Origin of the sequence: Erythrobacter sp. NFXS35 (genome assembly GCF_040148725.1) — a bacterium.
Classification (GTDB): domain Bacteria; phylum Pseudomonadota; class Alphaproteobacteria; order Sphingomonadales; family Sphingomonadaceae; genus Erythrobacter.
Genome location: NZ_JAGDEB010000001.1, coordinates 1,347,011 through 1,366,753, shown reverse-complemented (window position 1 = coordinate 1,366,753; position 19,743 = coordinate 1,347,011). Strand labels below are relative to the sequence as shown.

Annotated in this window: 15 protein-coding genes and 1 tRNA gene; 7 read left to right on the top strand and 9 right to left on the bottom strand. The window is 64.7% G+C overall.

The window, feature by feature from the left end:
- Window positions 1-11 precede the first annotated feature (11 nt).
- The 6 genes from J3454_RS06480 (at window position 12) to J3454_RS06455 (ending at window position 6,012) form a co-directional block, all read left to right on the top strand.
- Window positions 12-749: an endonuclease/exonuclease/phosphatase family protein gene (locus J3454_RS06480; RefSeq protein WP_349512919.1), complete on the top strand. Its 738-nt coding sequence runs from the start codon at window positions 12-14 to the stop codon at window positions 747-749.
- Between the two features lie 150 nt (window positions 750-899).
- On the top strand, window positions 900-2,135 hold the full coding sequence (locus tag J3454_RS06475) for a cation:proton antiporter (protein ID WP_349512918.1): 1,236 nt from the start codon (window positions 900-902) through the stop codon (window positions 2,133-2,135).
- A 116-nt stretch (window positions 2,136-2,251) separates the two neighbouring features.
- Window positions 2,252-3,421 carry a PepSY-associated TM helix domain-containing protein gene (locus J3454_RS06470; protein WP_349512917.1) on the top strand — a complete coding sequence of 390 codons (1,170 nt, stop codon included), beginning with the start codon at window positions 2,252-2,254 and terminating at the stop codon, window positions 3,419-3,421.
- Window positions 3,418-3,615, top strand: a complete 198-nt coding sequence (locus tag J3454_RS06465; protein WP_349512916.1) for a hypothetical protein — start codon at window positions 3,418-3,420, stop codon at window positions 3,613-3,615. Before J3454_RS06470 ends, J3454_RS06465 begins: the two co-directional genes overlap by 4 nt.
- 32 nt (window positions 3,616-3,647) lie before the next feature.
- Window positions 3,648-5,774, top strand: a complete 2,127-nt coding sequence (locus J3454_RS06460) for a TonB-dependent receptor (RefSeq protein WP_349512915.1) — start codon at window positions 3,648-3,650, stop codon at window positions 5,772-5,774.
- Window positions 5,775-5,938: 164 nt separating this feature from the next.
- Window positions 5,939-6,012: transfer RNA gene (locus J3454_RS06455), tRNA-Gly, on the top strand.
- Between the two features lie 43 nt (window positions 6,013-6,055).
- Here the strand turns inward: J3454_RS06455 and J3454_RS06450 are convergent.
- Complete coding sequence (locus J3454_RS06450; RefSeq protein ID WP_349512914.1) at window positions 6,056-8,029, bottom strand: hypothetical protein; 1,974 nt, start codon at window positions 8,027-8,029, stop codon at window positions 6,056-6,058.
- Window positions 8,030-8,183: 154 nt separating this feature from the next.
- Here J3454_RS06450 and J3454_RS06445 point away from each other — a divergent pair, with 154 nt between their 5' ends.
- On the top strand, window positions 8,184-10,490 hold the full coding sequence (locus J3454_RS06445; protein WP_349512913.1) for a trypsin-like serine protease: 2,307 nt from the start codon (window positions 8,184-8,186) through the stop codon (window positions 10,488-10,490).
- Between the two features lie 61 nt (window positions 10,491-10,551).
- Here the strand turns inward: J3454_RS06445 and J3454_RS06440 are convergent, their stop codons facing one another.
- The 8 genes from J3454_RS06440 to J3454_RS06405 form a co-directional block, all read right to left on the bottom strand.
- Entirely contained in the window at window positions 10,552-10,797 is a 246-nt protein-coding gene (locus tag J3454_RS06440; protein WP_349512912.1) for a hypothetical protein, read from the bottom strand.
- 46 nt (window positions 10,798-10,843) lie between these two features.
- A complete protein-coding gene (locus J3454_RS06435; protein WP_349512911.1) occupies window positions 10,844-12,826 on the bottom strand; it encodes a TIR domain-containing protein in 1,983 nt (660 codons plus the stop codon).
- 94 nt (window positions 12,827-12,920) lie between these two features.
- Window positions 12,921-13,442 (bottom strand): hypothetical protein, encoded by a 522-nt coding sequence (locus J3454_RS06430; protein WP_349512910.1) that lies wholly within the window; start codon window positions 13,440-13,442, stop codon window positions 12,921-12,923.
- A gap of 113 nt (window positions 13,443-13,555) precedes the next feature.
- On the bottom strand, window positions 13,556-14,077 hold the full coding sequence (locus J3454_RS06425) for a hypothetical protein (RefSeq protein ID WP_349512909.1): 522 nt from the start codon (window positions 14,075-14,077) through the stop codon (window positions 13,556-13,558).
- A gap of 41 nt (window positions 14,078-14,118) precedes the next feature.
- The gene (locus tag J3454_RS06420; protein ID WP_349512908.1) at window positions 14,119-14,757 is read right to left on the bottom strand and encodes a YcgJ family protein; all 639 of its coding nucleotides are present in this window, start codon (window positions 14,755-14,757) and stop codon (window positions 14,119-14,121) included.
- Window positions 14,758-14,970: 213 nt separating this feature from the next.
- Window positions 14,971-17,256, bottom strand: coding sequence for a penicillin acylase family protein (locus J3454_RS06415; protein WP_349512907.1), 2,286 nt, complete (start codon window positions 17,254-17,256; stop codon window positions 14,971-14,973).
- 156 nt (window positions 17,257-17,412) lie between these two features.
- Complete coding sequence (locus tag J3454_RS06410; protein WP_349512906.1) at window positions 17,413-18,429, bottom strand: DUF6733 family protein; 1,017 nt, start codon at window positions 18,427-18,429, stop codon at window positions 17,413-17,415.
- A 350-nt stretch (window positions 18,430-18,779) separates the two neighbouring features.
- Window positions 18,780-19,574 carry an SDR family oxidoreductase gene (locus tag J3454_RS06405; RefSeq protein WP_349512905.1) on the bottom strand — a complete coding sequence of 265 codons (795 nt, stop codon included), beginning with the start codon at window positions 19,572-19,574 and terminating at the stop codon, window positions 18,780-18,782.
- Window positions 19,575-19,743: the final 169 nt, after the last annotated feature.

The window sequence follows — 19,743 nt, the reverse complement described above, 5'->3', positions numbered from 1 at the left end:
CCTTTGCTGCCATGCCCGATCATCCGTCCGACCCGGCGCCTTTCCGCATCAAGCTCGCCAGCTATAACATCCGCAAAGCCATCGGCACTGACCGGGCGCGCAATCCGCTGCGCATTCTCAAGGTGCTGCAGGAGGTGGACGCGGACATCATCGCCCTGCAGGAAGCGGACCGCCGCTTCGGTGTGCGCAGCAGCGCCTTGCCGGCATTATTGATCGAAAACCACACCGACTACGTCCCCGTTCCGCTCGACGTGCAGCACGATTCTATGGGGTGGCATGGCAACGCCATTCTGGTGCGCAAGGGCATTGCAATCACCCACCATGACATCATCCACATCCCCTGCCTCGAACCGCGCGGCGTGGTGACCGCGACGCTGGAGACGGCGGGCGGGCCGCTGACGGTGTTCGGGATGCACCTTGACCTGTCAGGTCTGTGGCGTGTCAGGCAGGCACGGGTGATCGCGGAACTGGCAGAAGCCGCGCAGGCGGAGCGACCGACCGTGATGATGGGCGATCTCAACGAATGGCGCGCCAATGCCGGGTGCTTCCGCGAATTCGGTCGGCACTTCGGGATTCTCGATTGCGGGCCGAGCTTCCATAGCCGCCGTCCGATCGGGCGGCTCGACCGGATCATGCATTGCCAACGCCTGTCGCCGACAGCCTGCGGTGTGCACCACAGCGCGCTCGCCGCGACCGCGTCCGACCACCTCCCGGTCTGGGCGGAGTTTGCGATGAAGCCAGGCGGTTGACGGGCAAGCGCCCCGCTTCGGACTGCAGCCAGCCGTGATTGCATCGAAGAACCTGCGTTAGGGCTTAAAATATGTAACCTTTTAGAGCCAAATCGATGCCTCCGGACGCCGGGGCGCGTTTTGCTCCAGCTTTCGGGACGGTGAGGCTTGATGTTCGAATTCGATTCCTACCATATCCTGCTGTCCGCCGCGGGCTTCGCGATAATCCTGTCCTACTGGTCGCCGCGCTTCATATCCGGACGTGAACCGGCGGCATCCGCTCTCATTCTACTCACCGGATTTGTCGCATTTTCGTGGGTGCCGGGGATGCCGGGGGCCATCAATCCCATCGATTCCCCGCGCATCTGGGAAGTGGCAGCCGAACTTTGCGTGATCCTCGGCCTGTTCGGCACGGGCCTGCGAATAGACCGGTTGGTGGGGCGCAACCTCTGGATGCCCACGCTCAGGCTGCTCGCCATCGCCATGCCGCTGACGATCATCGCACTCGCCCTCGTCGGATGGCAGGCGGCCGGCATGACGTTGGCGGGCGCGCTTTTGCTCGGCGCCGTCTTGTCGCCGACCGATCCCGTGCTTGCCGGAGAGGTCCAGGTTGGCCGCCCGGCGGAAGGCGGCGAACACCCGGTTCGCTTTGCCCTCACAACCGAAGCCGGGCTGAATGACGGGCTGGCATTCCCGTTCGTGCATCTCGGCGTTGCGATTGCCACCGCTGGCGCCGTTACCACTGGTCTTGTTGCCGAATGGGTTATGCTCGACGTGGTTTACCGGGTGATCGTCGGCGCGGCGGGCGGGGCGAGCGTCGGCTGGCTGCTCGGCAAATTGCTGTTCGATTGGCCCAAGGGCAATGCCCTTGCCACAACGCAGACCGGGGTGGTCGCTTTTGCGGGGGTCATTTTCGCATACGGCCTGACAGAATTGATCGAGGGATACGGTTTCATTGCCGCCTTTGTCGCAGGGCTCGTTTTGCGGCGCCAGGAACCCGAACACGACTTCCATGCGCGGCTGCATGATTTCTCCGAGTCGCTTGAACACACGTTGACGGCGCTCATACTCGTTGCGCTGGGTGCCGCCTTGCCGAGTCTCTGGCCCTACCTCGGCTGGCCCGAGGTCATTATCGGCCTGTCGCTGGTGTTCATCATTCGCCCTGTCGCTGCATGGCTCGCGCTATCCGGGTTGCGCCTGAGCTGGCGACCGCGCGCGGTGATCTCGTTCTATGGTGTGCGCGGGATCGGATCGATCTACTATCTCGCTTACGCAGGGCACCACGTCGAACTTGTCAATGAAGGGGCCTTATGGGCGGTGGTGGCTTTCACCATCGTCCTGTCGACGTCCATCCACGGCCTCACCGCCGGAATTGCCGTCGAGCGCGTGACGCTCGACGAGGACTGATCCTGGCTCGGCGCAACTTAATAATGCGACTGCTTATCATTGACGGGAGTCCGGAACGCTCCTAGCAGCGGCGCGTCACAAGGGCGGCCCCTTGGCCGTGATCTGCCGGAGACGACGTGAAGCGTTCCACAATCAGGATCTGGTTCATCGTTCACAAGTGGACGAGCCTCGTCTCGACCGCCTTTCTCCTGATGCTGTGCGTGACCGGCCTGCCGCTGATCTTCCATGACGAGATCGACGCGATGCTGGGCGAGGATTACGAGGCGCAGCTGCCGGGGGCGCCCTCGGCGCAGGCCGGTTTGCCGCTCGATGCCATGCTGGCAGAGGCTCTCGCCCAGCGTCCCGGCGAAGTCCCGCTGTTCATGGCTTTCAGCAATGACAGCCCGCTGCTGACCGTCACCACCGGCCCGAGCCCGGACACTGGCGAAAGCGCAATGACGCTGCTGTTTCTCGACCGGGCGACCGGACAGGCGATCGGCCCGGCGCCTGATGGGGGGGTGATGGACTTCATCCTGTCGCTGCATGTCGATCTGTTCCTCGGCTTGCCCGGGATGCTGTTTCTGGGCGCAATGGGCCTTTTGTTCTTGATCGCGCTGGTTTCCGGCGTGGTGCTCTATGCGCCGTTCATGCGGCGGCTCGAATTCGGGACTTTGCGGACCAGCCGCAGCCTGCGAGTGCGACGGCTTGATCAGCACAATCTGCTCGGGGTCGTGACGCTGGGCTGGGCGCTGGTGGTCGGGCTGACGGGCGTGATCAACACGCTCGCCGATCCGCTCACATCGCAGTGGCAGAACGGCGAACTGGCGCAGATGACCGCGCAATATTCAGGCTCCGCCCCGCTCGATCCGGCAGACTACGCCTCGCTCGATGCGGCGATGGCGGCGGCACAGGACGCGCTGCCGGGCCGGGCACCGCAGTTCATCGGCTTTCCCGGCGGTGCCTTCAGCACGGCGCATCATTACGCGGTGTTCTTCCAAGGCGACCAGCCAGCGACCCAATTCCTGCTGACTCCTGCACTGATCGATGCGCGCGATGCGACGCTGACCGACGCGCGCGCCATGCCCGCGATCAATCAGGCGCTGATGCTGTCCAAGCCGCTGCATTTCGGCGATTACGGCGGCCTTGCGCTGAAGCTGCTATGGGCGCTGCTCAACCTTGCCACCATCTGGGTGCTGTGGACCGGCCTGATGCTGTGGCTGCGGCGCGAGCCGGGCCGGATCGAGCGGCGGATCGACGAAATCGCGAGCGGTGCGGTGCCCGGCATGGGGCGGAGTGCGCAAGCGTGAAGCACGCACCTTCGCCCCGCACCGCGCCGCGCAGCCTTGCCCGCGTATTCGCGGTGCCGTTGCTGTTGCTGGCCGCAAGTCTCGCCGGGTTGGTCATTGGCCTCATGGGCGAAGGCCTGGCCGATTGGGCCGCCGCCGCACTCCTGTTCCTCCCGTTGTTTGCCATCGCATTCGCGTGGCAACGGCGCGGCTGACTTCTCTCTCCCTCGATATCTTCGGACGTGACATGACCAAAACTGCCTATCTGCTTTCCGCCTCGCTTCTCGCCGCCGCATTGGCAGCCCCCGCCGCCGCACAGGAGCAGGAGGACAGCGCCACCATCGTCGTTACCGCCCAGCGCAACAACGCGACGCAGGTGATCAATGGCGGCGAGGCGGGCGTGTTCGGTCCGATGCCGGCCGAGGATTTGCCTTTCTCGATCCGCAGCTATGACGAGACACTGATCTACAACCAGCAGCCGCTGACCCTTGGCGAAGTGCTGGACAATGACCCGACCATCCGCACCACCTACGGCTTCGGCAATGCTGCCGAACAGTTCGTGATCCGCGGCTTCGCCCTGTTTGGTGACGACATCGGCGTGAACGGCCTTTACGGCATCGCCCCGCGTCAGCTGATCGCGCCCGAACTGTTCGAGCGGGTCGAGGTGCTGAACGGTGCCAACGCCTTCATCAATGGCGCGGCGCCCGGCGGATCGGCACTCGGCGGCAGCGTCAATCTGGCCCTCAAGCGTGCCGGGCGCCGCGATGTCACCCGCTCCACGGTCGGTTTTGTCGGCGATGCGCATGTCGGCGGCAGCTTCGACGTTTCGCGGCGCTTCGGCGACAACCGCGAATGGGGTCTGCGCGTCAACGGCGCATACCGCGACGGTGAGGTAGCAATCGACCGCGAAGACCGCCGCACGCAGGTGCTGGGCGCGGCGCTCGATTATGATGGCGGCGCCTTCCGGGCCGCGCTCGATTTCGCCTATCAGGAAGTGCGGGTCGATGGCTTGCGGCCCAAGGTCACGCTTGCGGGCTTCATCCCGCGCCTGCCGGACAGCGATGCCAACTACGCGCAGGATTACACCTTCACCGAGTTGCGCGATATCTTCGGCACGCTGAACCTCGAATACGACCTGTCCGAAGACGCGATGGTCTATGCCCGCGCCGGCGCACGCGATGGCAGCGAGGACGGCATCTATGGCGGGATTACCGCGCTCGACGAAGCGACCGGCGATGCCAACGGCAACGCGCTGTTCGTGCCGCGCACCGACAATAACGAGGCGATCGAGGCGGGTTTCCGGGGCCGCTTTGCGCTCGGCGGCACCACGCATGAAGTGAATGTCGGCGGCAATATTAACTGGCAGGTCAATCGCAACGCCTTCGATTTCCTCTACGGGGGGGCAGGCTTTCCGGGCTTCGACACCAACCTCTATGACACGCCGCAACTGCCGATCCCGGCTTCGAGTTTTGTGGGGGGCGATCTGGATGATCCGTTCCCGATTGCGAAAAACCGCCTATCCAGCCTGTTCGTTTCCGACACCATCGGGCTGTTCGAAGACACGGTGCTGCTGACCGGCGGGGTGCGTTATCAGGAGATCCAGGTCGAGAACTTCAGCGCTGCGGATGGCACGCGCGAGATGTTCTATGACGAGAACCGCCTGACTCCGGTGGCGGGCCTTGTGGTCAAGCCGGCCGAGGGGCTGTCGCTGTATGCCAATTACATCGAGGCTTTGCAGCAAGGCCCGACCGCGCCGATCGATCCGTTGATTGCAAACCCCGGCGAGGTGCTGGCCCCACGCGTATCCGAACAGTTCGAAGTGGGCGCGAAATACGCCATCGGCCGAATGTTCGCGAGCCTTGCGCTCTACCGGATCGAGCGGCCGGGCGAAGGCGTTCTGGCCGGGACCGGGGCACCGGTCTTCGACTATGTCGGCGACCAGCGCCATCAGGGGATCGAAGCGACATTGAACGGCGAGATCGTGCCGGGTCTGCGGCTGATCACCGGCCTTGCGCTCAACAATGCCGAACTCGACAATGGGCTGGAGGTCGTCGGTGTTCCCGAACTCACCTTCAACGGCAATGTCGAATGGGATCTGCCCTTCGCCCCCGGCTTCACGCTGACGGGCCGCGTCACGCACACCGGCGAACAGTTCGCCGATGCCGCCAACACGCTGACCCTCGATGACTGGACGACAGTCGATCTGGGTGCCCGCTATGTCTTTGCGGCAGGCGATGCGCCGGTGACATTGCGTCTGACGGTGGACAATGTGTTTGACGATGCGTTCTGGGCGTCATCCTTCGACGCCTTCACGCCTGCGCTGCTGCAAGGCATGCCGCGGACCGTGCGGGCATCAGCCTCGATCGCGTTCTGACATGGCTGGGCTGGTCGGCCGAAAAGGTGTCCGGGATCAGGCGAACTAATGTTGACCAATTGCAGGTAATCGTGGCAATCGGCGAGCGCATCTCGCGGGGCAGTGTAAACTGACGGCTGAACCGCGGCGGGTTGGTGAAAATCATCCAGCCCTGACAGCGCGATGCGGGTGTAGCTCAATGGTAGAGCAGCAGCTTCCCAAGCTGACGACGAGGGTTCGATTCCCTTCACCCGCTCCAGTGCTTCAGCCGCTCGCGTGCTCTGTGCTCGCACGCCAAGGTATCAGGCGGGTAGGGCGAGGTGCTTTGCGCCGAACACCGATTGCCAGCTTTCGATCTCGCCCACCACCGCTTCGTCCAGCGCATGCATCAGGTCGGCAGCGGCGGCATAGGTGATGCTGGTCTCTGCGCCCGTCAGCAGCAGGCCGATGCGGGTTTCGATCTCGCCGAGCTTTTCCGCTGCAACCTGTGAAATCGCGCCGAACCGTTCGAAATCGCCGAAATAGCGGATCCCGGCAAGGTTCGCGCCAAGTGTCGGGAACGCGACGCCGAGGAACGTGAAGACAAGCGACGTTTCAGACGCCCATGACTTGGGAATGACGTCTGCCGTGCCGCCCAGTTTGAGCAAGAGATAGGCCAGCACCGATACCACCGCGAGCCGAAAGCAGGTGCCCGCTGCGCGGTCGAGCCGGTGATGAACGCGTTCAAGCCGGTGCGATTTGGCCTCGTGATAGGCGCGCTGGGCGACCACGTGCGGCAGCACCACGTCCTTGAGGCCGGCGCGCAGATAATCGCGGGTCAGGCGGGCGCGCGGCAGGCCTACCGCTCGCAGCGTGTGGCGGACGAAATGCTCGGGCCACTCGGCGCCGGTCGCTCCGCCGCCCTTTCGCGGCCAGCGCCCGGTGGGGCGCGATACGCCGAGCAGCAGCAGTCCCGGCGCATGGCGCAGATATTCCGCCACGCGGCGCAGTTCGAACCAGCGCCGGTGCCAGCCGAGCCGCGAACCGGCGGCCGTCAGCACCAGAATTCCCGTCAGCAGCACCAATTCGACTGTGGCAAAGATCCATTTGATCTCGGTCAGCCCGGCGGGAAGGTAGGCAATTCCGATAATCACAGCCAAGGCGGCGAGTACGAAATTGACACACATGCCGCTGCGATAGGCATCGGCAAGGCGGCTGGCGATGCCATCGGCCCAGGCGAACATCGGCAGAACATCGTCGCGCAGATGTGCTGCCACACCTTCATCCGCGCCGGGAAGCGCACTGGCCGCCGCCGCCAAACCCGCCGCGCTACCGGCTGCGATCGCAGCCGGTGCCTCGTAATCGACCCTGAGCGCGCCCCACGCACCGGGGCCGCCCCCGAACACGCGTTCGATCCGGCGGTAGAGGCCGAAGGCGCGGGAACTGCGCGCGCGCCACGCTTCGCCGTCGAGCAGCGCAGGGCTCCACCCCTCGGCCATGACGGCGGCGCGGATGATCGCTTCGAGGCGCGCAAGGTCGGGTCCGGCAGCCGTGGCGGCGGGGCGCTGCTTGCCCAGGTCCTCTGGCCTGGTGAGGATCGACCAGTCCTGCGGCGCGGTCGGATCGATCAGCAGCACCGGCGTGCCCAGCATCAGCGCGGCGGCGACAGTGTGACCGGTGCCCCCCGGCAGGTTGGCGATCCGGCCGTCCCACACCGCAACGACCAGATCGGTGCGTTCGATCATCACCCGCCCGGCCAGTGCGACGTTATCCGAAACCAGCGCTTCGAAAGCACGCGCTGCGACGCGGTCGTCGGGGTCGGAGAGACTTGCCAGCCACAGCGCTTCGACCTCGCTGTCGCGGTCGGCCAGTTCGAACAGGTGCGCCCTTGCGGTGATTGCGCGGATTGCGGCGGCGCGTGCCTCGACCGCCTGATCGGCGGCGGGATCGCCGCGGCATAGTGCGGCGGCATCGGCGGGAGTGGCCGGGTGCGCGTTGATCGCAAGGTTGAGATCGGCGCCGAAGGGTAGCGGCACCACCAGTTCCCACCCGCGCGCCAGAGCCAGTTCGGCGGCGATTTGATCTGTGCCGTCCACCAGCAGGCTGTGCATCCGTAGCGTATTTTGCGCGTCCGGAAGGCTCGACGCGGCGATCCGTTCGATCTGCGTGAACAGGCTTTCCAACGCAGCGTCGATGGCTTCGGCATGGGCGGAGAAGGCGGGATTGGTGGCGCGGTGACCGGTGATGCCCAGCGCGAGATGCGCTTGCCAGCGGGCAGGGGTCGGCAGGGAGGGCATGGGCAGATCGTCTCCTTGCCGGTGCGGCGCGCTCACCCACGTCTCTAACCCCTTGGTGCGGCTGCTTACAAGGGGGAGCAGAGCCCGTTTGACGGGGAGGAAGCGAAGGGGCATTGTTCCTGATGGGGGCGCATTGCCGGGGAGGACAAGCGCGATGGGCAGATTGGCAGCAGTCTTGGCGGGGTTCGGCTTCGTGTTCGCGCTCCCGGCGTCGGCCCAACAGCCGATCCCCTTTCCATACATTCAGGGGATGGAGGTCCGGGGGCCCCACAATCTTGTCGAGAATCCCGAAAGCAACGCCCCGGGGGAACAACGCGAGGGCGAGCAGCGGCTTGCCGACGCCGCCGAGGCTGCTTGCGAGGCGGGCGATCTTCAGGGTTGCACCGCGCTCGGGCGCTCGTTTCTGGAGGGCGTCGGCCGCCCGCTGAACCGTCCTGTCGCTGAATTGCTGCTGCGTCAGGCCTGCGATGGCGCCGAGGTCGAGGGTTGCCTCGTGCTGGGCAAGTGGCTGGTCGAACCTAATCGCGTGATCGTTGCGCGCTGGCAGGGCGAAGCATACGCATACGGCATCGCGATGCTCGGGCGTGCCTGCACGCTGGGCAGTGTCGACGCTTGCTCCGAACAGGCCGATGCGGTCGAATTCGGGTTCGACGCCGCCATGGCCGATGTCGGCGCGGCGGTGGTGCTACGGCGCCGCGCCTGCACGAGAGGCAGCGATCGCGCCTGCCGTGAACTGGCCGCCAGCCTCGCAAAGAGCGATGAGCAAGCCGCACGCCAAGAGGCGATCGACCTGCTTGAACGCCAGTGCCGCAAGGGCGACGTGCGCGGCTGCGAACAGATCATGCCGCTGGTCGCGCAGAACGCTGCGCTGGCGCAGGCGATGGCCGATCTCGGCTGCCGTGCCGATAGTGCCGTCCTGTGCCACAAGCTTGGCGAGATACTCTTCGCCCAAGCCAGCGGGCCGCCTGAGGGCCGCCAGGCAGCGCTCGCGCAGTTCGACCGCGCCTGCGGGCTGAACGAAAGCTTTTGCCTCCTGCCCGAGCAGATCCGCACCCGACCGGTGCTGGTCCAAGGCTGCGGGCTGGGGGAGCAGGCCGATTGCGTCGCGCTGGCGCGGATCTACAGCCAAACACCGGACTCCCCGTTGCATTCACCGGCGGAGGCAGTGATGCTACTGGGCGATGCATGCGAAGCAGGCGTGATCGATGTTTGTGCCGAGGCCGTCGGCGTGCTGCGCGGCGACGACATCCCCGATAACCCGGACAGCACCGCCCGCATTGCCTTGTGGTATGACACGGCGTGCAGCGCCGGTTCGGATCGCGATTGCACCAGCCTCGGCAAGCACCTGCTCGCCAGCTATTCCGACCGCGAAAACCGCGACCGCGGCTATGCCTTGCTCACCCGTATCTGCGAGACCGGTGACAAGTATACTTGCGACGACCTCGAGAAGGTCGCTCAAAGCGATCCGGACGGGCCGCTATTGGCGGCGGACAGCCGTTTCATTCCGCCGCTGAGCGAAGAGGAGCAGGCCGAAATCGATCGCGGCATCGAACAGGAACGCGCAGCCTCTGCAATGGCGAATGTGCTGTGCTACAGTTCAACCGTCGTTTTTCGCGGCGTCACTTACGAAGACCGGGTCTGCAATGCCACCGTGCGCAAGATGATCCGCGGGTTTCTGGTGCCGCCGGGAGCGGCCCCGTGGCAGGCGCTGTTGTGGCGTCCTGAACGGGTCGCGGGGCGCAGACGGCCTCTGCCTCCTTCGGAACGCCTCGAATGCGGCGGCGCGCTGATCGGCACCGGCTGGATCGTCACCGCCGCTCACTGCGTGCTTGACGAGGACAAGAAGCCGATCATCACCCGCGACTATTCCATCCGGCTCGGAGTTACCGATGCCTATAGCACGCAGGGCGCCAGCTACCGGATCCAGAACGTCTTTCCGCACGAATCCTACATCGTGAAGGGTAGCCTGTTCGACATCGCCCTGATTCAGTTCGATCCCCGCAGCGGGGACAGGTGGCCGCCGAAAGACGTGAAGACGATCAACCTCGACGGGCGCCGCAATACTCCGTTGTCGCTCAACGGCGGGATGCCGGTATACGCTTTCGGCTGGGGCAATACCGCGCTTCGGGGGCAGAACAGTCAGGTCCTGAAAGGCGCGCTGTTGCAGCTTCAGGATATCCCGCAATGCCAGCGGGAGACAGCAACCGACGAGGCATTTCTGCTCGGCTCGCTGCTGTGCGCCAGCGCAGAGGACAAGTCGCAGGCGTGCGACGGCGACAGCGGCGGCCCGCTGATCAGCTATGCAGGCAGAGGGCCAACCTTGATCGGGGTGGTGAGCGCAGGCACCGATTGCGGGCAAACCGGCGTGCCGACCCGCTTCACCCGCGTATCGGTCGCGCGGGTGCGGGACTGGATCGACAGGGTTCTCGCCGGAAGCGTCACGCCGATACGCCCGCGCTGACAAATCCGGTCAATTGCAAGACCGGCCCGGCAGCAAAGCCGGACCGGCCTACGAAATTCACCTATTCGGCAACAGCTGCATCAGCCGAGACGGCCGGGCCGATCGGATTGCTGTTGGTGTCGGTGCCTTCCGCAGCTGCGCCTGCCGCTTCGATGGCAGCAGCGTCTTCTTCGGTCATGGTCGGGGCTTCGGCGGGCGCCATTTCGGTGGTTTCAGGCGCGGCCTCTACAGCCGGAGCCTCCCCTCCACAAGCGGCCAGCGCCAGCGCTGCGCCGGTGCACAGTACGACAGATGCAATCTTCTTCATGTGAGTACCCCCGTTTACCGCCCGGAAGTGGGCGACCGAGGAGCTATCACGAGGAAAGGCGCAAAAGCAAATCGGCGAACACCGGTTCGCCGCGCAGCGGATCGAGCAAGGGGTCGTTGGGGGCCCACAAAACGCCCGGATCGAGCGCGTTCAAAGCCCTGCCGAGCAGCGCCATCGCTTCATCCACTTCACCGCGCTGCGCGTGAACCTGCGCCCGCTGATAGCGGCTATCACCATATTCTGCCTCAAGCGCTGCAAGCGCCGTGTCTGCGGCTGCCGTATCGCCCAGCCGGTGTGCTGCAATGGCCGACGCTGTGAGCGAATAGGCGCGCCCCTGTTCGGCCTTGGCAGCCGCCAGCGCGCCTGCCGCATCGCCTTGCATCAGGCGGCCTATCGCAATGCCGAACTGCGCGCTGGCAAGGCTGGGATTGAGTTCGAGACCGCGCTCCATGTGCTTGATCACACTAGCATAATCGCGCGCGAACAGGGCATTATAGCCAGCCGAACGATAGGCTCGCGCGTTGAGCGGATCGAGTTCGAGCACCCGCGCCATCATTTTGGCGGCAAGCGCCTGATCCTCTCCGTAGGCATGAAAGCTGGAGGCAGCGCGCAGCACGTCCGCGTCGCCCGGCGCAAGGCGTTCCGCAGCCTCGTAATGCGGCATCGCCGCGCCGCGTTTGAGCTGACCGTTATTGCGCGCAAAGCCCAGCGCAAGGTGTCCCCGCGCAAGGCGCTGTTCGAGTGCGAGCGACCGCTCTGCCGCAGCAATGGCTTCGGCAAACAGCTTGCGCGACTCCATGCCGTCGCTGGCCGCATTATTGGCAATCGCCGCAAGCATGGTCGATCGCATGGCGTGGGCGGCCGCATAGTCCGGGTCCTCGGCAATCGCCGCGTCGAACTGCGCCAATGCCGCCCGGTCGGTTTCTGTTCCGGATGACAGATCATAAAGCGCATGGCCGCGCAGGAACGCTTCGTAGGCGACGATGTTCGTGGTGCCGCCGACATCCTGCTGCGCCGCGATGCTGGTGCGCACCTCCTCGCTGGAGGCGATCTTGGCCACCAGCGATCCGGCCACGGTTTCGGCGATTTCCGACTGGAGCGCGAACACGTCTTTTACCGCACGGTCATAGCTTTCCGCCCAGCGGACCAGCCCGCCGTCGACTTCGACAAGTTCGGCCGAAACCCGCATCCGCTCCGAATCCCGTTGTACGCTGCCGCGCAAGATGTGGTTGACGCCGAGCTTGCGGCCGATCGCGAATTCATCCTCGCCCGCGATTGCGCTCGAGGAGGTCGGCGCGGAGACCTTGAGCCGCGGATTGCGGACCAGCACCGAACGCAGTTCGTTGGAGAGGCCATTCGAAAACCACGCCTTGTCGATGTCTCCGGTAAGATCGGCGAAAGGCAAGACGACCATCGAAATGGGATCGCCCGCCCGCGCGCCGCGCAGCAGGCCCGATTGCCACACGCCCAGAAGCGCCGCTCCGCCGGCGAGGCCCGCGCCGCCGATCATCAGTGTGCGCCGCGACAGAGCAAGGCCGGATCGGGCGGCGGGCAAGGCAGGCGTCTGAGATTGTGTTGCCGGGGCGACTGATGCCGCAGCTGGCGCACCTGTCTTTGTCCTGACCGCGGCAATGATGCGGTCTGCCTCGGGCGCATCGGGTGCGCCCTGCCAACCCGAAATATCGAGCAGCTGGAACTGGCGGAAGCCGAGCGGGGCCATCGTGCCGTCGAGCGATAGCGGCACCAGGCATCCGCGTTCGCGCCCGCGCTGCGCCTCGTCGCGCACCCACGAGGACGCGACCGAGGTCTGCGACCACAGCACCACCACGCAATCGGCGGATTCAAGCGCGGTCTCGGTGGTGGCGAGATAGTTTTCGCCGCCTTCCAGCCGCCCGTCCCACCAAACGTCGAACCCGGCGCTTTCGAGCAGGCCGATGACGGACCGCGTGCGATCGAGGTCGCTGCGTGCATAGCTGAGGAAGACCGAGGCACTGCCCGCTTGCGGAGCATCGCCGCTGTCTGTCGCCATTGCTCCGTTCATTTGCTTCATGAAGCAATGTTACATCAGTTTCAGGCCTGTCGCCAAGCGATTGCTTGCCGGATACGTTAACCTGTACGGCGTTTTAGTAGAATTCGCTGCCCGATTCCTGCCGCGCTGCGTCCAGTTGCACCATGCGATTGGCAACCGCCAGGAAACGCTGTGCCATGTTCAGCATGACGCCGGCCTCGCTGGAGCGGCGTAAGGTGCCGCCTCCGGTCGATAGCAGTCCCCGCCCGGTCTCTATGATTTCACCGCGGGCAATCAGATGGGCGACATGGCGGCGCACCGTCTCCAGTGGCAGATCGAGCGTTTCGGCAATCCGCCGCCGAGAGATCGAGCCGCGATGTTCGGCGGACAGCGGGGTGCTGTCGAGGAATGCCGGGTCGCGCTGATGCTGGCGGATAAAGCGCTGCACGCTTGCCATGGCGATTACCGTGAAAATCTGGTATTCAAGAGGCCGCATGGCGAACACCCGCTGCAGCTCTATGGTGGTGAGCAACATGGAATTGACCATCTCATAGGCAATCAGCCGCTCGGTTGCAGCAAAGCCATCGCGGTCGAGTTCCAGCCGCAGCGTCGGCGCAGACTTCTTCGGTGCCGGCATTTTTGCCCCCCAGTTTGTCGCGCCATATTAACATATTGCAAAAGATAGGAAAAGCCGCAGCGGCGGAAGGCAGGCCTCAGATGCCCTTCGCCGCTGCGTCCCTTTGCCCCCGGTCAGGTGGCAAGTTTGAGCACGAGCATCGAATCTTCTGTCGGATATTCCGAAAGGTCGTTGTAAAAATCGCCGGCAGCGTTGCAGTATGATGTCGGCTCATAGGCGAACTGCGCCAGTTCACCGCCGAGCAGGGTGTTGTAGTGGCGCAGTGCTCGGTTGAGGTGCGCGGTCGCCAGGTCGCTCTGCGTTCCGTCCGAAAGAACCCGCAAGGTCCGCATCATCACGGAAACCATGCGGGGCTGATCCAGTTCGAAGGCTGCGCAGCTGGCAGCTGCCGCCTCCTGCTTGGCCAGGATCGACATGCGCAGAAACAGGGCGCCCCGTTTATCGTCGTCGGGCACGAACTTTTTGATTTCCTCCAGCACCATCGCGCTGACATGCATCCCCATGCGCGCCGAAACCGGTACATCGGCGCGGGCTACCGGCTTGCTGCCTTCAGGGATGGTGGTGGTCTGGGCCTGTAGCGTCCCCGCAAGAGCGAACGCGCAGAGCGCCGGGATCAGATTGAGTTTTCGGAACATATTAGTCTCCGTGAGCAGATTGTTGAGCGCCGGTGCGCGGGTCAGAGGCGCTTGAATTCGGTGCGTCCGCTTTCGAAGCGGTATTCGCAGCGCCAGCGCTCGGCGTTCACCGTCGACTGGCTGCGGCGGGTCTGCATCCACACCCGCGCGCGCTTGGAACCTTCGGGCCGGACAGATTCGACACGAATATTGCGCAAGCCGCGCTGCTCGCCCCGATCGACACACACCCGCCGCGCACGATCGAGATCCATGCTACCGCTACCGCCCGAACCGCCAAAGCCGCCGCCAGAGCCGCCCGAACCGCCAAAGCCACCGTCCGAACCACCCGAACCGCCAAAGCCGGCCGATGTGCCGAAAATGCGCTTCGTCCAGCTGTAGGAGAAATGCCCGCGATCATAGCACTTCTTCTGGCGCGGGACGCAGGTGACATTATTGGCGGGGCTGAACGGATCGCCGTAGAGATTGCCGTCCCACTGGTTATCATGCTTGTGATCGTCGCCGTGCTTGGATGTGGCGATGGCGATGCCGATGCCGAGCGCGGCGATGCCTGCGACGATCGCCGCGGTGCTGTCGCCCTTCTTTTCGTCGTCGTCATCGCGGTTCTGGGCGTAGACTGGTATCGGGGTGAGGGTGCTGGCCACCAACGCGAACGTGGCGGCGATAGTTGCGGTCTTTCTCATGGTCCGTCCTTGCGCAAAGGTTCTCACCGCCGGGAGGCGGCAGGCTGGCAAGGAAAGAGCGCGAAGAGCCCCCTGAAACACATCGGTGCGGATCGGCCGATGCGGTGGATCAGACACCCCTCCTTGCCGATCCCGCCGCGGTTCTACATCCGATTTCCGGCGCTACCGACCGGGAATGACCCGGAGTGGGTCATGCAGGCCTTTGCAGTCTGCCTATTCCGCGATGCGGCGCGGCTCGCCGATCGTCTGGGCGGCGATTTCCTCCGCTGCGAACGGCAGGCGGTGCCATTGCTTGACCGCATAGGCGCGGGTCTGATCGGCGTAGTGGGGCGATGCCGGATCGGTCGATTGCGAATAGCTGAGGATGGCGTCGGCGACCGGGCCATCGGCGTCGAAGCCGACGATCTGGATGTAGCTCGTCCCGTGGACCGGTACCAATCCGCCGCCGGGTGCGGGGCGCGCATCCTGATAGTTGAGCACGCCCGCAGTGCCGGGGCCGCCATGGATCGGGATCGCCTCGCCATTTGCGGTCCAGCGCTGCACTTCGCCCCACGGCGCGTCGAGCGCGATACCGGCGGCGTCCAGTTCTGCTGCCGCTTCGCCGAGCGCTGCGAGCAGCCTGTCGCCCACCTTTGCGGTCGCCAGATCGCGCGGTGTGCTGACCGGATCGGCCGGATCGAACGGCACGGCCCACAGGTCATTGCGCTGGCCGACCTTGGACCAGAACGCCCGGAACAGCGCCGCGCCCCGGCTGACGGCTTCGTAACGGCGATCCCAACCGGCCAGCGCCGCGCAGCCACGCGCCGTGGTTTCCGCAGGCTGTCCCGCCTCCGCACACAGCGCCATCAGCGGTCCCATCACCATGTCGGCGGCAAGGCTCTTGTTGGCGAAGGCCATTGCCTTGGCGCGTTCGTGATCGATTGCGCCCGCGCCCAGCAGCGCCTCGGTTTCGGTAAAGTTCGACCGCGTGCGCAGCGACAACGCGCTTTCATGCTTGCCGAGGATCGGAGAGAGCGCGGGGTGGGGCAGGCGCGGATTGCTGAGCCAATAGCTGTCATTGCTGTTGGTCAGGTAGCTTCTCACCACCGTCGCCGCCTGATCGCTGGCAGGCATCAGGCCGGGTTCGGGCGTGCCGGGAGCGACCTCCCAATCACATTCCGAACGCGAACCGTCGAGCAGTGTGGCCAAGGACGCGAACAGCGGCGACAGCGGAGTGGAACACGCCGCGATCAGCTCTGCCGAGACATTTGGTACCGCCGTCACATCGGCGTGCAGCGCGTCGCCATTACGATCGGCGGCGATGGTGTTGACCCACGGAATGCCGAGCGTCTCGCTCACCGCGGCCTCGATTTCGCCGACGTTGCGCGCCTTGCCGATGCGCAACCAAGTGTCGATGGCGCGCTGGTTTCCGCGATTGGCATCGTTGAGCGCGAATGCCATCCCGGCGCTCCAGTTCACGCCCGATTGCGGCGCGACGAACACCGGGCCGAAACGGGTGTTATAAAGCGTGCGGGTGACCGCAGGCGTGCCGTCCGGCATCGGCACGGTCACGTTGCGCGGCTCCATCGCCACGCTTTCGCCATCGAGCACGTAGCGGGTCGGATCGGCGGGATCGAGCGTCAGCGCGTGCAGCGTGAAATGGCGGGCGGCGGTGACGGTGTGCGTCCATGCCACATCGCGGTTGAAGCCCAGCGTCGGGATCGGTGTGCCGGCAATGCCCACACCCATCACGTCATACCCGTCCGGTCCTGTGACGTGGAGCTGCCAGAACCGGCTCGGTCCGTTCCACGGGAAATGCGGGTTGCCGATCAAAAGTCCGCGTCCGTCGGAGGTGGATTCGCCGCCGAAGGCCCAGCCATTGCTGCCCAGCCCGATTTCGCCGGGGCGGGGCAGCGCCTGATTGACGGGCCTACTGGCCGCAGCCAGCGGCGTGCCGGGCGGGGTGGCATTGGCGATACCCGGCGCCAGCACCAGCGAGCTGGCCAGCAGCATCTGCTTTTCAGTGAGGCGCAGCACATCATCCAGACTGATCGGACGCACCCATGCCTTGCCCCGGCACTCTGCGGGGATGCCGTCTGCCCCTGCATTCTTCAGGAACCGGTTGTACCCTGCGACATAGCCTTCAGCCAGCCCGCGCGCCTCGCGTCCCTGATCGGCAAACCCGGCCCGCAGCACCGGCAGATCGATCACGCCGCGAAAGAACACGTCTGACGAAAGGTTGTCGACCTCCTGAAAGCCCAGCACCGCCTTGGTCTCAGGACCGAAATGCAGCGAGCGTTCGCCCGCCACGGTCGCGAATTCCTCGGCCAGCAGGCACAGGTTGTCTTCGGCATAGGCATAGGCGACCCCGTAGCCCACGCCTTGCCATGTATCGGCAGTGATATGCGGAATGCCGTAGGTGGTGCGGGTGATGGTCGCCTCAAGCCCGCTGCGTGCCTGTGCCTCAGGCGCCAGCAACAGCGCAGCCAGACTGCCTGCCAGAAGTGAAATCCGCATCATCCAAACCTCTCCCGAACCCGAATCCCTTATTATCGGGCGAAGCTATGGGAAAGCGGGCTGCAAAGCAAAGCGGGCAGGGCCGATTGGTGCGACAAAAAATCGGGGGCGCCCCGCATGGTGCCGGACGCCCCCGTGTTGCCTCACGTCGCGAAAGGGTCAGAAAGAGAAGCCGGCCGTCAGCTTGTAGAAATCGCCGTCATTGCCGCCCTCGATGTCGGCGCCAGCGGTGAAGCGGGCGAAGAAGCCATTGCTGGTCTTGAACTGCACATAGGGGCCAAGCCACTGGTAGACGACCGCTGTCGACCCGCCGGGGAAGGTATTGCGGGTGTTGCTGAGCAGTTCGTAATGCGCGCCGGCCGAGACGTTGTCGCTGAACTTGTAGCCCGCATTGACCCAGGTGTGCAGGAAGTCGAGCGCGGCATCATCGTTGCGGTTGCGCAGTGCGGCGTAATAGCCGCCGTAGAATTCGCCTTCGAACGTCTCGTCCGAATAGTTCATGGTCAGGCTGGGCACGATACCGTCGGCGAAGTTGCCCCCGGTTCCCGCCGGCACACCGTTGGGATCGCGCGCGCCGCCCGACAGCAGGGCGCCGTTGGTGAGGCCGATCTGCGGCTTGATGACAAGATTGCCGGAGTAGATCGCCGCGCCGACGCCGAATTCGGTCCACAGGTCGGAACCGAGACCGGTACCGAAGGCGTCGGTGGTCCAGATGATCCCGTAGAAGCTGAAATCGACATTCTCGCTGACCGGGATCAGGCCGTTGAAAGCCGGGTAGAAGCCGAAGAACGAATCCTGGTTGAGGGTGACGCTGAAGCTTTCCTCGCGTCCGCCAGTGTTACCGGCCTGCGCCGCAGCAGCGGCAGCGATAGCTGCGCTCGTGATAATGACTTCGCCGTCGCCGGCAGCGAGGCCCGGAGCAGCGCTAGCTGCGGTCAGAATAACCGGGGTTGCTTCACCCGAAGCTGCGATGGTCACGCCGGAAAGATCGTCGCCCGCAGCGGTGTCCACCAGCGGGGCGGCTGCGGCAGCGGCAAGGCTTGCGGCTGCCGCTTCGGTCAGCAGCACTGGCGCGGCTACTTCGAAGGGGGCCGACGGCGCTTGCGCCAGCACCGGGGTGGCCAAGGCACCGGCCACGGCCAGCGCCGAAGCAGCTGATGTAAAACGAATCATCATATGGAACGCTCCTGTTGAGAGAGGGGATCGTTCCGCCTGCGTGCCGAGCCTGAGCCTTCTTTTATTTCAAACGGGCTTCGTTATCGGCAAGCATGCCAAATATCACTGCGCCATCAGTGTGCAATTATTTACGTGCGATTGACAGTCAATTTGCCTTCTGTGTGTTGCAGTGAAGAAACAAATTAGAATTACTTTAGATATTGTTGTTCGAATCTACAAAGATTCGAAGATTTGCAGAAGATGTTTCGTTCTGCGCTCGCCCACCAGGCACGCGGCGGCAGCGGGCGGTGTTGCACCCTGCGCGCAACGCATGGGCATCCTCCGATGTGGTCCTGCCGTGGCCAAACGCTTTATCGCGGCGGCATCCGGATCGCGCCGTCCAGCCGGAACTGGTGACCGTTGATATAGCTGTTGCGGGCGATCTCCAGCACCAGCGACGCGAATTCCTCAGGCTCTCCCAAACGCTTGGGGAAAGGCACGCTGGCGTTCAATTGCGCCCACATCGGCGGATTGCGGTCCTTCATCCCCAGCATCAGCGGGGTGGCGAAGATGCCCGGCATCACCGAATTCACCCGGATCCCCATGTCCATCAGATCGCGCGCCATCGGCAGCACCAGCCCGTTCACCCCGGCCTTGCAACTGGCATAGATGACCTGCCCGATCTGCCCGTCTTGCGCGGCGACGCTGGCGGTCAGGATCACGCAGCCGCGCTCGCCGTCGTCGTTGACCGGATCGGCATTGGCCATGCCCAGCGCCGAGATGCTGGCGATCCGGTAGCTGGCCACCAGAATGCCCTCGGCCCCGAAAGCATAGTCCTCGGTTGAAAGGCGATTGTATGCGCCTGCTTCCTTGTCCCAGCCCAGTGTCTTGCCGCGCCGCGAAGCCATCGCGCAGTGCAGCGTCACGCGTTCCTGCCCGTGCGCGGCGCGCGCGGCGGCGAAACCCGCTTCGACCGACGCTTCGTCCATAATGTCGACATGGTGGAAGGTGCCGCCGATGTCGGCTGCATGCGCCTCGCCCGCTTCGTCGTTGATGTCGAAAATGGCGACCTTCATGCCCGCATCGGCAAAGGCCTTCGCGCTCGCCTTGCCCAGTCCGCTTGCGCCGCCGGTGACCACGGCTGCCATGCCCGCTTCGATCTTCATTGCTCGCTCTCCTGTTAGTGTTTCCCCTTCGCTAACCGCTTCGGCGCGCGTGCGCCATCTCTGCGGTTGCGGCATTCGGGCGAATATTTCCGGTGTCATGCGGGTGTAATCGGGAGGTCACTCTTGCGTCACCATGGACGATTAGAGGCGACCCCAAGTTGGCCCGCAT